Here is a 12,946-nt window from a genome sequence, read left to right on the forward strand (position 1 = left end):
CATTACCAAGCAACAATTGATAAAATGGCAGTAGGGGAACCTGCTGTCATTCCTATTTTTTCATTTCGTCCTGTATCGCTCTTAAAAATTCATTGGCATGCTGAGAGCCGATGATATAGAGCAAGCCATCCCTGTCGGTTAAATGAATAGCATCATTACCGGCGGCATAAAAGCGGATAGTCCCTTTGGTGTGCAGGTTATATACCGGGTTATTGAACAGGTATCGGCTATATGATCCTTTTTCAACTTTTACAATACTGTTCAAGTCAATTTTTACCAGGCGGGCAGTCCATAAACCATTAAGCAGTATACTTTTATTTTCAACACGGGTGCCAAAATGAAGCAAAAACCCCATGATAATGGATATGATGATAATAGCAAAACCAACTACTACCAGCAGGTCGCCGTTGCGTTCACGTTCATCAGTAAAAAAATAGGCCGCAAAGCAAAACATAGCCAAAACCAGGCGTATTGTAATAGGTATAAATTCCCGGCCGAGATATTGTTTTTCTACAAAGGTGGTTTTATCGCTCATCTTAATTTATACAATTCGAAGATAGTAACTTTTTTAGTGTTATTGTTTACTTTATACCTTTCATCGGGCCGGTAGCCCCCAACCCACATCACATCGCCATTGCCATTTACCAGCAAAGGGATTTCATTTTTTTGATGCAGCGCGATCTTTTGCCCGATAAAAAAATCACTTAGCTTTTTCCGTCCTTTCATACCCAGGGGATAAAAATAATCACCCTCCTGCCAGGCCCTCAACGTTAAAGGAAATATCAATAATGCCGAATCAATAGATACCGCCATTGGGTTGTCCTTAACAATCAGCGGGCTATCATCATGCAATAAATTCAACTTGTAATTGCCATAATGTACCTCATGGGTTTTCTCGGCAATAAGCGCAACTCCCGGCTCCCTGCTTGTTCTTTTTTGCAGCACCAGCCTGTCGCGGTCAAGTATCAATATAAACCTGTCTGATTCAAAAACCCGCCCCGAATGTTTATCCAATACAGATATCAGATCATCAACGGAGGTTTCATTAAAACCGTATTCCTGTAATAACTTAAACAGTAATAAGCGCACTGGGTTTAACTGCTTTACCTCATCAAGTAATAAATATATACCGTCGGGCCCGTGTTTAATTAAGGTTTTCCTTAAGCCATCCACCTGGCTTTCGAGTAGTATTTCCAGGTTGCGGAAGTGTTTCAGGTTGCTTTCAAAAGTTTTTTCGAGGCTTGGGTTCAGCTCCTTTAGTTTAGGTATCACCTCCAACCGTATTTTATTGCGGGCATACTTTGTCGAAACATTGGAGCTATCTTCTACATAAGTTAAATTGTTATCGGCAACAATGGTTGCTATTTCGTCGCGGTTTAAAAATAGCATGGGGCGCACCAACCGGCCATTTTTGGGTAATATACCATGCAGCCCAGCAATGCCGGTTCCGCGGGTAAGGTTTAACAATATTGTTTCAATTGTATCGTTTTGGTGATGTGCCAGCGCAATAAGCTGGTAGTCTGATTGCTGGCAAACGGCATCAAACCATTGATAACGCAGTTCGCGCGCGGCCATCTGGATAGATACCTTATTATCGGCCGCATAATTCCGGGTATCAAAATTGATGGTATGGAAAGGTACACGAAGCTGATTGGCCAGGCTGTTGCAAAATTCCTGGTCGCGCAGGGCTTCGTCATCGCGCAGCTGAAAGTTACAATGGGCGATGCCAAAGTTAAAGCCGGCAGCTTTTAATAAATGGGTCATTAAAACAGAATCCATGCCACCGCTTACTCCAGCTAAAATTTTGCTGTTAGGCGTAAACAAAGTATTTTGTTCAATAAAACGGGCAAACTGTTTAACTGGTAGCATTCACCAAAATTATTAATTTAATAACCCCAACAAAAAACTAATTTTGCCAACGTGAGGAAATATGTTTTAAGCTTTTTGTTATTGATGTTGGCGGGCGCTGCTATGGCCCAAAAACAAAAAAAATCAATTGTAAATTTAATACAATCAGAAAGCAGTACGGGTACTAAAATTAAAGGCCGCGATGTAATTAAGGTATATAAAGGCACATTTAAGCAAGATTTTTCTACCTTACGGTCTGATAGTGCCTACTTTTACCCGCAGGATAATGCCTTTGACGCCTTTGGTAATGTAAATATAAACCAGGGCGATACGCTGAACATTTTTTCGGATAAGCTGAATTATAATGGCAACACGAAGCTGGCCATATTAACCGATAATGTAAAAATGGTTGATAGGGACGCCACACTAACAACCAATTATCTAACCTATAATACTGCCACCCGCATAGGTACTTACACCAGTGGCGGCAAACTGGTGAATAAGGATAACGTACTCACCAGTAAAAATGGGTATTACTTTGCTAAGTCGCGCGACTCCTATTTTCGTTATGATGTGGTGCTCACTACCATTGATGCCATTATTAAAAACGATACCCTCAGGTATAATACAGGCACCCGGATTGCCTATTTTTACGGGCCTACCAATATTTACGGCAAAAAAGATAAGGATACCTTGTATACCGAAAACGGTTTGTATAACACCGTAACCGAGCAGGCATTTTTTGGCAAGCATAATTTGTATAAACAAGGCACCAAATCATTAAAGGGCGACAGTTTGTTTTACGACAGGCTAAAAGGATACGGCCGCGCGGTTAAAAACATCACCTTTAATGATACCGAACAGAAAATAACACTCAAAGGTGACCTCGGTACCTATTATAAGGCCGATGAGCGTACCGTGGTTACACAGTATGCCTATGTGGTGATGATAACCGAACAAAAGGATACCACCAAAACAGATTCGGCTATTGCTAAAGTTCCTCCAACCGACTCTAAAAAAATTAAAGCGCCCCCTGGCTCTATGAGCGTTACCAATATGGCAAAAATGGCGCAGGACCTTAAGCCTAAAGGGATAGTAAATAAAGCTGATTCTACAAAAGCGGATTCGGCCATTAGGGCGCTGGCTGTAGAAAACAAAAATGTAAAAGTACCTACTGATGCTAAAAATTTCCCCAAAGTAATAAGCAAGGCAGATTCTGCAAAAGCTGATGCGGCTGTAAGGGCACTTGCTAATCAAAACAAAAATGTAAAGCCACCTGCTAATGCTAAAGACATCACTAACATGGCAAAGATGGCAGCAAATCTTAAGCCCAAAGTGATCAATAAGGCCGACTCTGCAAAAGCAGACTCAGTTGTTAGAGCACTGGCTTTGAAAAATAAAAATATTACGCCCAATAAGGATGGTAAAAAAATACCTGCAGATACCGGCAAGCAGCCTGAAAAAATAAAGCGCGATTCGATATTCATGACTGCCGACACGCTTGAAACCCAGATCATGACCTATAAAAACCTAAAGATATACCAGGAACAACAGCGTTTGTTGCATTTCAGAGACACTTCAGAATTGGGCCTGAAACTGGCTGTTTTGAATGCAAAGCTTAAGGGAATGCCAACGGTATCATTACGCATCCCCAAGGATACCACTTATTTACACCCTTATATTTTCGGGAAGCCTAAAGTTGATTCAACACAGATAAAAAAAGATGTGGTAACCGCCTTGCGAAAAGCAAAACAGGACAGTGTGCGGCGGATAGCCATGAAAAAAGATCCGGTTTTTGCAACCCGCGAGTTTAATATTAGCGATACGGCCAGGGTGCGGATATTAATTGCACATCATCATGCCAAAATATTTAAATCGGATCTGCAGGGCAAGGCCGACTCTATTTTTTACAGCAACAGCGATTCAACCATACGGTGTTATGTTAAACCGATGTTTTGGACAGAAGGCTCACAACTTTCGGGCGATACGGTTTACCTGCAGATGCGCAACAAGAAACTGGATAATATAGAGCTTTTTCCATCCGCCTTTATTGTTAATATCGAAAAGGACGATTCCGTCCATTTTAATCAGTCATCGGGCAGAAAAATGCGGGGCTTCTTTAAAAACGACAAGCTCCATAAAATGTATGTAGCTGTAAATGCCGAAAGTATTTATTTTAAGCGGGATAGTGGCAAAGTTGCCGGTATGCAACGATCACTCAGCAGCCGTATCAGTTCTACTTTTAAGGATAGCAAGGTGTCAGATATCACGTTTTTAACCAAACCCGAAAATAGGTATATACCGATAAATAAAGTATCGGATGATGATAAGGTATTGAAAGGCTTTATCTGGAAACCCAAGGACAGACCGGTGTCGAAGGAATCCATTATCCCATCGCGGCATAAAAAAGTACCGGCAGTAAAACCGCCGCCTAAAGATAAACCTGATAGTTTAACCAAAGCTAAGACCGATAGTCTGAAAAAGCTGGGCAAGGATACAACACAGCTCAAAACAGATAGCCTGAAAAAACCAGGCAAGGATACAACACAGCTCAAGACGGATACCTCCAAACCGCAACCCGTTAAAACTGCAAAAGACACGGTAAGCAAAGTGGGTGCAGGGAAATTACCTGCAATAAAGGCAGTTAAGGATACAACAAGCAAAGCTGGAGCGGTAAGTCTGCCATCAATAAAAGCCGTTATGGATACGACCAATAAAACAGGTACAGGAAAGCCGCAGGATAATATAAAAGCCGTTAAGGATACAGTGAAAAGTCCGGCTAAAAAACCGGGCAGTTAGTTGGATTAATACATCAAAATCACTTGTCATCCTGAGGAACAAAGGATCTATTTAGCGATTAGATTTTTCACTACGTTCAAGAAATAGTTCTTCGTTCCTACCCATGACGTGTTTGTTTTTAGCTCCCCTCTTAAGAGGGGGCGCGTAGGAATCGGGGTGGCAGGGGTGTGTTTATACGTGCGATGAAAAGGACACACCCCTCCACCCCCCTCAAGAGGGGAATAGCCCATCATATGACAGAAGGGTAGCCCACTACGGGGCACACCAAATTTTTACAATTATTTTCTACAAATATGTAGTCCCTACGGAACATGAAATACAGCCACATTTGCAGCTTAAATTGTTGCTCTATGTCCCGTAGGGACTACATATTTGTAGAAATAGAACCAAAAGGTTTTTTGCCCCGTTAGGGGCTACACCTCTTGAATTAGTACAGATACTGTCTTTTCATAGGCTAATTACTCTCAAGAGGGGAATCGCACAACCCTCCGCTTCCTACGTTATTTAACCTTAGATATCACTGGTTTTGATACCTCAGAATGACAAGCTTGTTATTTCTTCGTTCTAATAAAGTGATGGAGGTTTCAACTTTACTTTTTCCCTTTACCTCCAAATCCGTATTTAGCTGCCTTTTTTTGTACATAGCTTTGTCTCCGGTTGCCGGCTTCTGACAGGGTAGCCGAATCAGAAAAGCGGGTGCCGGATACTTTTGGCACTGCGATACGTTGCGCACTGTATATACCTGAATGCCCGCTGAAAAAGTAGGCCGTAAAGCAAGCCACCGCGAAAAACAAGGCATACTGCCCACCAAAAAGCTCCACGCCCATAAAGGTGCAGGCCAACGGTGTATTTGTTGCCCCCGCAAAAACTGCTATAAAACCCAATGCAGCAAACAGACTTACCGGTGCATCCATCAATACCGATAAGGTGTTACCCAACGTAGCGCCGATATAAAAAAGCGGGGTAACCTCACCTCCTTTAAACCCGGTGGCCAACGTAACTGTGGTATAAATGGTTTTCCACAACCAGCTCCAGGAATCAGCACCACCGGCATGAAAAGCAGATGGAATGGTAACCGCCCCCGCATGTTCCGGATCAATGCCTAAACTTAGGTAATCCGGTTTTCCAATAAGGGTGGTAAGGCCAATAATGATGAGTCCGCCTAATACAGGTATAAGCCAGGGTAAGGACACCCGTTTAACAAAAAAAGCTTTCATGCTATGCACCAAAATAGCAAACAGGTAACTGGCCAACCCAAACGCTACAGAGGCGATAATAATTTTAAAGAGCAATATAAAATCAAATGGCAGGTAGGCCGAAAACCAATGTGGCACAGCAGCAAAAGCGTCAATATGATAAGCGGTATGATGAACGCCCCACGCGGCTACAGTTACATCGGCAACAATACTGGCTATAAGGCATGGCAGCAAGGCATCGTATTGGATGCGTCCAATGGTGAGTACCTCCATGGCAAATATGGCCCCGGTTAAAGGTGTGCCAAAAACAGCTCCAAAACCTGCTGCCACACCAGCTATGAGGATAATGGCTGTATCTTTTTCGTTCAGTTTAAACCATTTGCCAAACATTTGGGCTATGCTGCCGCCAATTTGCACAGCTGTACCTTCGCGCCCTGCCGAGCCACCAAAAAGATGGGTGATGATGGTTGTAATGAGCACAATGGGGGCCATGCGTTTAGGTACGCCGCAGCCTGGGGTATGAATTTCGTCAATAATAAGGTTGTTCCCTTTTTCGGATGATTTACCTATCCATTTGTAAATAAAATGGATCAGCACCCCCGCCAGGGGTAAAAGATACAGGATAAACGGATTATGAAACCTAAAATGGATCACAACGTTAAGCAACCATAAAAATAAAGCCACCGTGCTACCAATTGCTATCGCGATGGGGATAATGATGAGTGTCCAGCGGATGAGGTGCTTCAGTATCGAAAAATGTTCGGACGTAAAAATTTTATCATTCATTTTATTGAAGGCTAATTTAGGTTATTTATGACGTGATTGGGGGATGAAGAATAAATTGCTTCCTTTAAATAAGGGCACAGGAAAGCTCCCTTATAAAGCATCAAGCCCATAAGTATCAGTGAAATAATAAAAGCAGGCAAATACCACCGGGAATTACGGCCGGATACTTTTAAAACAGATTTGTTGATTTTATTTTTCACCCACAAAAAATTAATACAGCGTAAACGCTATAAGTCAATTAATTGCAGGCGTCATCAGCTTTTTAAGGCGGTTAAATAGGAAGACACCATTTCCTTACTACGAATATAGCTTTTTTTGTGAAAATGCCATAATTATTCAGGGTAAGCTAAAAACAAACCCTATCCTAAATAATATGAAACTTATAGTTAAACAGCCAGTTCAACCTCTTTAATTGAAAGGAATAATAAACGACCCTGGTATTCAACCCAAACATCGGCGAAACCATTACCATCGTAACCTAAAAATTTCATGAAAGAGTTACCACTTATTATATTTAAATTCTTCCATCTTTTACCAATGTACTTAAGTAATTGACCACGCTTTAGGGTTGTGTGCTTTGCCATAAGTTTAATTTTTAAAAAGTGAAACAATAAACTAAGTTAATTAACATCCGCGATAAATTTTAACTTTTAGAAAATAAATTTTCAAGTGTATCAGGCATATTACATCGGCAGAAATAGTACGATCCCTTGCAGGAATTTACATGAAATCCGTAAAAAACTACATATCAATAAGTTGCATAATTATATGGCGTTTTTTACTACAGGAAAGAGGGCACATGGACTATTTTACTTATTTCCCATATCCCTGCACAGTTCCTTACATTTGTCTTTACAGTTATCAATTACCTCAAGATAGTAATTTTCATATAAAGGTAAAATGGTTGCCAGGTCAAACTCCCTGGCACGGGCCAGCGCATTATCTTTAAAAGTGTTAAGCCTGGTTTCGTCCTCTAATATGTAGATGGCTTTTTCGCCCATCCCATCAACATCGCCAACATCTTTCAGGAAGCCGGTTATGCCATCAACATTTAATTCGGGAAGGCCGCCGGCATTGGTACTGATCACCGGGACCTTACAGGCCATAGCCTCCAATGCTGCCAAACCAAAACTTTCTGACTGCGATGGCATCAGGAACAAGTCGGCTACAGAAAGTATTTCTTCAATAGCATCCTGCTTACCCAAAAAACGTACGTTATCAGTAACACCAAGATCGCGGCATAACTGCTCACAGGCAGAACGCTCAGGCCCATCACCAACCATCAGCAATTTTGAAGGGATCTTTTTAACCACTTTAGCAAATATCTTGATCACATCCTCGGTACGTTTTACCTTACGGAAGTTGGAGGTATGCACCAATATCTTTTCGCCCGATGGCGCTATAGCTTTTTTAAAGTGATCCTTTGCTTTAAGGCTGAAACGGGTAAGATCAATAAAATTTGGTATTACTCTAATATCGTTCTCGATCTCAAAAAACTCATAGGTATCGTGCCTTAGGTTTTCAGATACGGCGGTAACCCCATCAGACTTGTTGATGGAAAATGTAACCACCGGGTTAAAAGTTCTGTCTTTACCTACCAGGGTAATATCAGTACCATGCAGGGTGGTAACCACCGGGATATAAATACCGAATGTTAACAAGATCTGCTTGGCCATAAAGGCTGCGGATGCATGCGGAATAGCGTAATGAACATGCAGCACATCCAATTTTTCATGCCGCACCACATCAACCAGCCTGCTGGCCAGGGCCAGTTCATAAGGCGGAAAATCAAACAATGGGTAATTGGATACCGATACCTCGTGATAAAACAGATTTTCGGAAAAAAGATCTAACCGGGCTGGCTGGTTATAGGTAACAAAATGAACCTGGTGACCACGGTCTGCCAGGGCCTTACCAAGTTCTGTAGCAACAACCCCGCTTCCCCCGAAGGTTGGGTAACATACTATTCCAATTTTCATTAATGTTGGTTAATTATGGCTGCAAGTTTAACAGCAATTTACGGCAAATGTGTTAACACTGTGTAAAATGATTTAACTTAGTTAAGTTACTCAATTTTTTAATTTAGCTACATCAAAATTATCACCCATGCAAAACGCTATTCAATTAAAAATCAACAGCATACAACATATAGGCATACCGGTAACTGATATTAATATGTCACAATCTTTTTACAGCAGGCTTGGCTTTAGTAATGTAATGGAGGCCCCGTTTAAGCACGGGGGAGAAAAGGGCACCTGTGTAATGATGCAGCGCGGAAATATGATCATGGAGCTGTACCAGCTTCCCGATTCGGCATTGGCCGAGATCAGGAGCCGGGGCAACGGCCATGTTGACCATGTGGCTTTTGATGTGAGCGATATTGATGAAACTTTTAAAATAATTAAAGAGGCGGGGTTTAACATCATAGAAGAAGCACCCGTTTTTCTGCAGTTCTGGAAAAACGGGTGCAAGTATTTTAACATCACCGGGCCAGATGGCGAACGACTGGAGTTTAACCAGGTAATTTAGGGAGGCTTACCATTTCGGAATTGGGATGTTCGATTTGGGAATTATTTATTTGTGCCTGTTTAATACAAATCCGAAATCGAACATCCCAATTCCGAAATCAAAGTGGATTATTTATCCACCAGGTATTGCCAAAGGGGTCTTTAACTCCCGCGCTGCGGCCGTAAGGCTGGTCGGCGGGTGGCGTGATGCTTTCGGCGCCGTTATCCAATGCTTTTTTATAGGTTTCGTCGCAGCTGTCAACATAAATGAACATGCCGGCATTTTGCTGAGGGTATGCATCATTACAATCAGCAAACATAATGGTGCTGCCTTTAATATTTAGCTCAGCGTGCATAATATGGTTTTCATCGCGCATTTGTTTGTACTGCTCCTGTGCGCCAAATACGCTTTGCATAAATTCGATGAATTTAGGCGCATCCTTTACAATAAGGTAGGGCATGATACGCTGATAGGTTTCGGGGATGTTGTTTACTGTTTCCATGTTGATCTCTGTTTTTTATTCAAATTTAACCAGCCCGCTATCAGCAAAATTGTAAAAACCGGACATTTTGATGTCGGATCTTTAAACAATTACCTGTCAAGCATTCCGGTACTCTGTACCCTCGGCCTTGCCCGAAAAGTAAAAACCAGGATGGTAGCCGGTAAAGGCCTTCACGTCATGTATAAAATGCGACTGGTCATAATAACCGCACTCCAAGGCTATTTGGGTTAGTGATTTATTGCTGCCATATTGCTGAATGGCATCCTGCAGGCGTATTAACCGCAAATAAGTTTTAGGACTAAAACCAGCATATTCTTTAAACCGCCTGTCGAACTGCCTGGTAGAAAGGTTAAATGTATCGGCCAGTTGCCCTACTGTCCTGCGTTGTTTGGAATGAATTACGTGGCGTATAGAAGTGATGATGCGATCATCTGTGGGGGTATTGTGGCGCAGGCGCATCAGTAAAAAGTCGGTCAGTATTTCGGCGCGTTTCAGGTTATTGGGGGCCAGCATGATCCGCTCTTCCAGCTCGCGACCGGCGTTACCTAAAAAGGTATCATAATCAAGGGCCAGGTTACTGGTTTCACTGCTGGGGATATTAAAAAAGCGCGGAACAGCAAAAGGATATATATAGGCCCCAAAAATGCCGAAGCTTTCGCTCGTTATAAACCGCCGGTAGGTATCGGTTTGGAACTGAATACCTGAGGGGCCACCATTCTGTCTGCCATCATCAGTAATTTCATCAAAACTTGCCTGGTAATGAAACACCATTTCGGTACACCCATCAGCTATGGAGCGGTAAACATATTGAGGTTCATCTGCCGATAGCTCATGCTCCAGCACCCAAAAAAACCTTACAAAAGGTTTTAATATATCCGGTGGCTGAATGGTGTAGTAATTCATTTTTATTTCGGATATCGGATGTTCGATTGCGGATTTATCCTTTTTATAAAGTTAGTGCTAATTGTTTAATTTAAAAATTGATAATCAGGACCTTAATTTGATGGCAAAATTGCGCACAACTACCACGTCATTGCGATAGGTCCTAAAAGTCTCCCCTTTCCGGGGAGGATTAGGTAGGGCTAATTGCAATAATGTGTTTTTCAATCATAAAGTCACAAGCGCTCTTAATGTAAAGAGATCAATGCAGCTTATATAATCAAACAATTGTTAATAAGTAGAAAAATGAATTTTATTTAATGCCCAGCTTGGTTTTAACGGACACCATCAGATCGGTACCTTGATTTGAAACAAGCAGCGGTGAGCCTTGTGAAGCATCCAATACATAAGTAATACCTTTTTCTTTGGCAACATCATTAACAGCTGCACGAGCTTTATCTGATAATGGTTTTACAAGTTCGTTTGATTTAGCTTCAACCTGTTGCTGAGCGCTGGTTTGCAAATCCTGCATACGTTTCTGCAAATCCTGCAACTCGTTTTGCTTGGTTGTACGCACAGCATCTGTCATTGTTTTGCTTTGTGCTTGAAAATCCTTCCCTTTTGTTTGCAGCTCATTGTTCATGGTTGTTAGCTGATCAACAAACTGCTTTTGGTAAGCATCAATTTGTGGCTTAATTGTTTTGGCTTCGGGCATTTGACCAACTAAAGATTGAAAATCGATATAACCGATTTTTGTCTGTGCCTGGGAAAACGTCCCAACAAATAATAAACTCGCAGCAATTAGGGTGAATTTGAACATATTTCTCATACTTAACATTTAATTTCGTAAAAGGTATTAGAACGCCTTGTAAGTGAAATTGTTTTAAATATTGGTTAATTTTATAAAAAATAGCCGCTTATAAGCCATATCATTAAGCAGTTTCTGCTAATAATATTTTATCCTTATTTTTCATTTTAAAAATGAAAAACATAACCAGTGCCGACAGCAAAATGAGCATCAAATAACTGAAACTCAGGTTCCGCTCATCCTTTGCCGGAACAACATTAACGATGCCATAGCTCAAAAAAGAAACAATCACGTAAGTAATGCCCCCTGTAAGGCCCCCTGCAATGCCGGCATTTTTAGGAAACTTACTCAGGCAAAAAGTAAAGTAATTATTAAACGTGTAGCCTGCACCTACGTGAATAATAAATGCAAAAAAGATGAGCGAGTATAAATTGTTTATAAAGTTAAGGCTGATGATCATCAATATCACAAAAAGGAACTGCAGCACTACATTGATCACCAATCTCCTGAAAAATGGGCGGTTGATAGTTGCCTTACCTATAAAACCACCTACCATCCAGGCAAAACCCAGCACCAGGGAACTGTAACCTGCAATAATAGGTGATAAATGCAAATGATGTTCAATGATAAAAGGTCCGGTCATGTTGTAAGTCATTACCATACAATAAGCCAGCCCCAGCATAACAATGCCCAGGGTAAAACTGGTAGTTTTGATCATGCCGGTATAGATCTTTACGATCTTTTGGAGATGAAAATCTGAAAAATGTACCAGGGTTTCTCCACTAAATATGAATTCTAAAATGGCAAACACCAATGCAAATCCGGCCAAAAAATAAAAATTAGATTCCCAACCAAAAGCAGCTTGCAGATAGCCCCCTATAAACGGGGCCACAATAGGTCCGGTTGACCAAATAATAGAGAACAAACTTAAATAGTGCTTTAATTTTTCACCAGCAAACAGATCAACAAAATAAGCCCGCTTGGCTACTATAATAGCGCCTACAGTTACGCCATGTATAACCCTCATGAGGTATATGAGGTAAATATTATGGGTGATGGCTATGACTACACTGGCCACCGCGAAAATAATTAATGAGGCAAGGCTAACCTTATACCGGCCAAAACTATCTAATATGCTACCGATAAATAGCTGTGATACACCATAGCTTATCAAAAAAATACTCAATGTTAACTGCACCTGAATACTGCCAACATGCATTTCGCCAGCCATGGTAGGTAAGGAAGGAATATAAATGTCTGTCGCGAAACCGGATAATGGGATCAAGGCAAAGGCCACCAAGGTTGCTATTCCCTGGTGATGTTCTTTAATAGTTGTTGTTTTTGATGTAGACGTGATCATAGATGCAGCAAAATTAGTATTCTAAATCAGGAGGCATGTTTTGTGAATGTCAAACTAATAGTCACGCAATTCAGATCAAACCAGATCCATTATAAAATTTACATGATGTAAACAAACTGAGCCTCATAAGGGCATGCACAACACGCGTGCATCGGCTTATGGAAAGAGCTCTATACAATGTTGTAAATGTTTGATTTGCAACTTTTAATACTGTTATATTCGTATAACTAAAAGCCTAACCTTATCTATCACCTAAACCG

The 12,946-nt window shown here is 41.2% G+C and carries 11 protein-coding genes and 1 riboswitch; of the genes, 2 read left to right on the forward strand and 9 right to left on the reverse strand.

Annotated elements, in window-relative coordinates; translation table 11 throughout:
• Window positions 1-52 precede the first annotated feature (52 nt).
• Both M2273_RS16965 and tilS read right to left on the reverse strand, forming a co-directional pair.
• Window positions 53-535, reverse strand: a complete 483-nt coding sequence (locus M2273_RS16965) for a hypothetical protein (RefSeq protein WP_429398929.1) — start codon at window positions 533-535, stop codon at window positions 53-55.
• Window positions 532-1,869 carry a tRNA lysidine(34) synthetase TilS gene (gene tilS / locus M2273_RS16970; RefSeq protein ID WP_429398931.1) on the reverse strand — a complete coding sequence of 446 codons (1,338 nt, stop codon included), beginning with the start codon at window positions 1,867-1,869 and terminating at the stop codon, window positions 532-534. Before tilS ends, M2273_RS16965 begins: the two co-directional genes overlap by 4 nt.
• Before the next feature lie 51 nt (window positions 1,870-1,920).
• On the opposite strand from tilS, the gene M2273_RS16975 reads away from it, so the two are divergent.
• On the forward strand, window positions 1,921-4,647 hold the full coding sequence (locus M2273_RS16975) for an OstA-like protein (RefSeq protein ID WP_429398933.1): 2,727 nt from the start codon (window positions 1,921-1,923) through the stop codon (window positions 4,645-4,647).
• 590 nt (window positions 4,648-5,237) lie between these two features.
• Here M2273_RS16975 and M2273_RS16980 read toward each other — a convergent pair.
• From M2273_RS16980 to bshA, 3 genes are all read right to left on the reverse strand, one after another.
• On the reverse strand, window positions 5,238-6,629 hold the full coding sequence (locus M2273_RS16980) for a voltage-gated chloride channel family protein (protein ID WP_429398934.1): 1,392 nt from the start codon (window positions 6,627-6,629) through the stop codon (window positions 5,238-5,240).
• A 238-nt stretch (window positions 6,630-6,867) separates the two neighbouring features.
• A riboswitch (Fluoride riboswitch) is annotated at window positions 6,868-6,932 on the reverse strand.
• A gap of 83 nt (window positions 6,933-7,015) precedes the next feature.
• Window positions 7,016-7,213 carry a hypothetical protein gene (locus M2273_RS16985; RefSeq protein ID WP_429398936.1) on the reverse strand — a complete coding sequence of 66 codons (198 nt, stop codon included), beginning with the start codon at window positions 7,211-7,213 and terminating at the stop codon, window positions 7,016-7,018.
• Window positions 7,214-7,438: 225 nt separating this feature from the next.
• Entirely contained in the window at window positions 7,439-8,608 is a 1,170-nt protein-coding gene (gene bshA, locus M2273_RS16990) for an N-acetyl-alpha-D-glucosaminyl L-malate synthase BshA (protein WP_429398938.1), read from the reverse strand.
• A gap of 127 nt (window positions 8,609-8,735) precedes the next feature.
• Here bshA and M2273_RS16995 point away from each other — a divergent pair, with 127 nt between their 5' ends.
• Window positions 8,736-9,158 carry a VOC family protein gene (locus tag M2273_RS16995; RefSeq protein WP_429398940.1) on the forward strand — a complete coding sequence of 141 codons (423 nt, stop codon included), beginning with the start codon at window positions 8,736-8,738 and terminating at the stop codon, window positions 9,156-9,158.
• Window positions 9,159-9,255: 97 nt separating this feature from the next.
• Here the strand turns inward: M2273_RS16995 and M2273_RS17000 are convergent, their stop codons facing one another.
• The 4 genes from M2273_RS17000 to M2273_RS17015 all read right to left on the reverse strand — a co-directional run bounded on the left by M2273_RS17000 (window position 9,256) and on the right by M2273_RS17015 (window position 12,686).
• Entirely contained in the window at window positions 9,256-9,639 is a 384-nt protein-coding gene (locus M2273_RS17000) for a VOC family protein (protein WP_429398942.1), read from the reverse strand.
• A gap of 96 nt (window positions 9,640-9,735) precedes the next feature.
• Window positions 9,736-10,542 carry a helix-turn-helix domain-containing protein gene (locus tag M2273_RS17005; protein WP_429398944.1) on the reverse strand — a complete coding sequence of 269 codons (807 nt, stop codon included), beginning with the start codon at window positions 10,540-10,542 and terminating at the stop codon, window positions 9,736-9,738.
• A 289-nt stretch (window positions 10,543-10,831) separates the two neighbouring features.
• Window positions 10,832-11,347: an OmpH family outer membrane protein gene (locus M2273_RS17010; protein WP_429398946.1), complete on the reverse strand. Its 516-nt coding sequence runs from the start codon at window positions 11,345-11,347 to the stop codon at window positions 10,832-10,834.
• Window positions 11,348-11,450: 103 nt separating this feature from the next.
• Window positions 11,451-12,686, reverse strand: a complete 1,236-nt coding sequence (locus M2273_RS17015) for an MFS transporter (RefSeq protein ID WP_429398948.1) — start codon at window positions 12,684-12,686, stop codon at window positions 11,451-11,453.
• Between the last annotated feature and the right edge of the window lie 260 nt (window positions 12,687-12,946).

The organism is Mucilaginibacter lappiensis, assembly GCF_050433765.1.
GTDB classification, from domain to species: domain Bacteria; phylum Bacteroidota; class Bacteroidia; order Sphingobacteriales; family Sphingobacteriaceae; genus Mucilaginibacter; species Mucilaginibacter lappiensis_A.

Bases quoted from the DNA above. Each gene is read 5' to 3' on its own strand.
- M2273_RS16965 (WP_429398929.1), bottom strand. From the start codon at position 535: ATGAGCGATAAAACCACCTTTGTAGAAAAACAATATCTCGGCCGGGAA.
- tilS (WP_429398931.1), bottom strand. From the start codon at position 1,869: ATGCTACCAGTTAAACAGTTTGCCCGTTTTATTGAACAAAATACTTTG.
- M2273_RS16980 (WP_429398934.1), bottom strand. From the start codon at position 6,629: ATGAATGATAAAATTTTTACGTCCGAACATTTTTCGATACTGAAGCAC.
- M2273_RS16985 (WP_429398936.1), bottom strand. From the start codon at position 7,213: ATGGCAAAGCACACAACCCTAAAGCGTGGTCAATTACTTAAGTACATT.
- bshA (WP_429398938.1), bottom strand. From the start codon at position 8,608: ATGAAAATTGGAATAGTATGTTACCCAACCTTCGGGGGAAGCGGGGTT.
- M2273_RS16995 (WP_429398940.1), top strand. From the start codon at position 8,736: ATGCAAAACGCTATTCAATTAAAAATCAACAGCATACAACATATAGGC.
- M2273_RS17000 (WP_429398942.1), bottom strand. From the start codon at position 9,639: ATGGAAACAGTAAACAACATCCCCGAAACCTATCAGCGTATCATGCCC.
- M2273_RS17005 (WP_429398944.1), bottom strand. From the start codon at position 10,542: ATGAATTACTACACCATTCAGCCACCGGATATATTAAAACCTTTTGTA.
- M2273_RS17010 (WP_429398946.1), bottom strand. From the start codon at position 11,347: ATGAGAAATATGTTCAAATTCACCCTAATTGCTGCGAGTTTATTATTT.
- M2273_RS17015 (WP_429398948.1), bottom strand. From the start codon at position 12,686: ATGATCACGTCTACATCAAAAACAACAACTATTAAAGAACATCACCAG.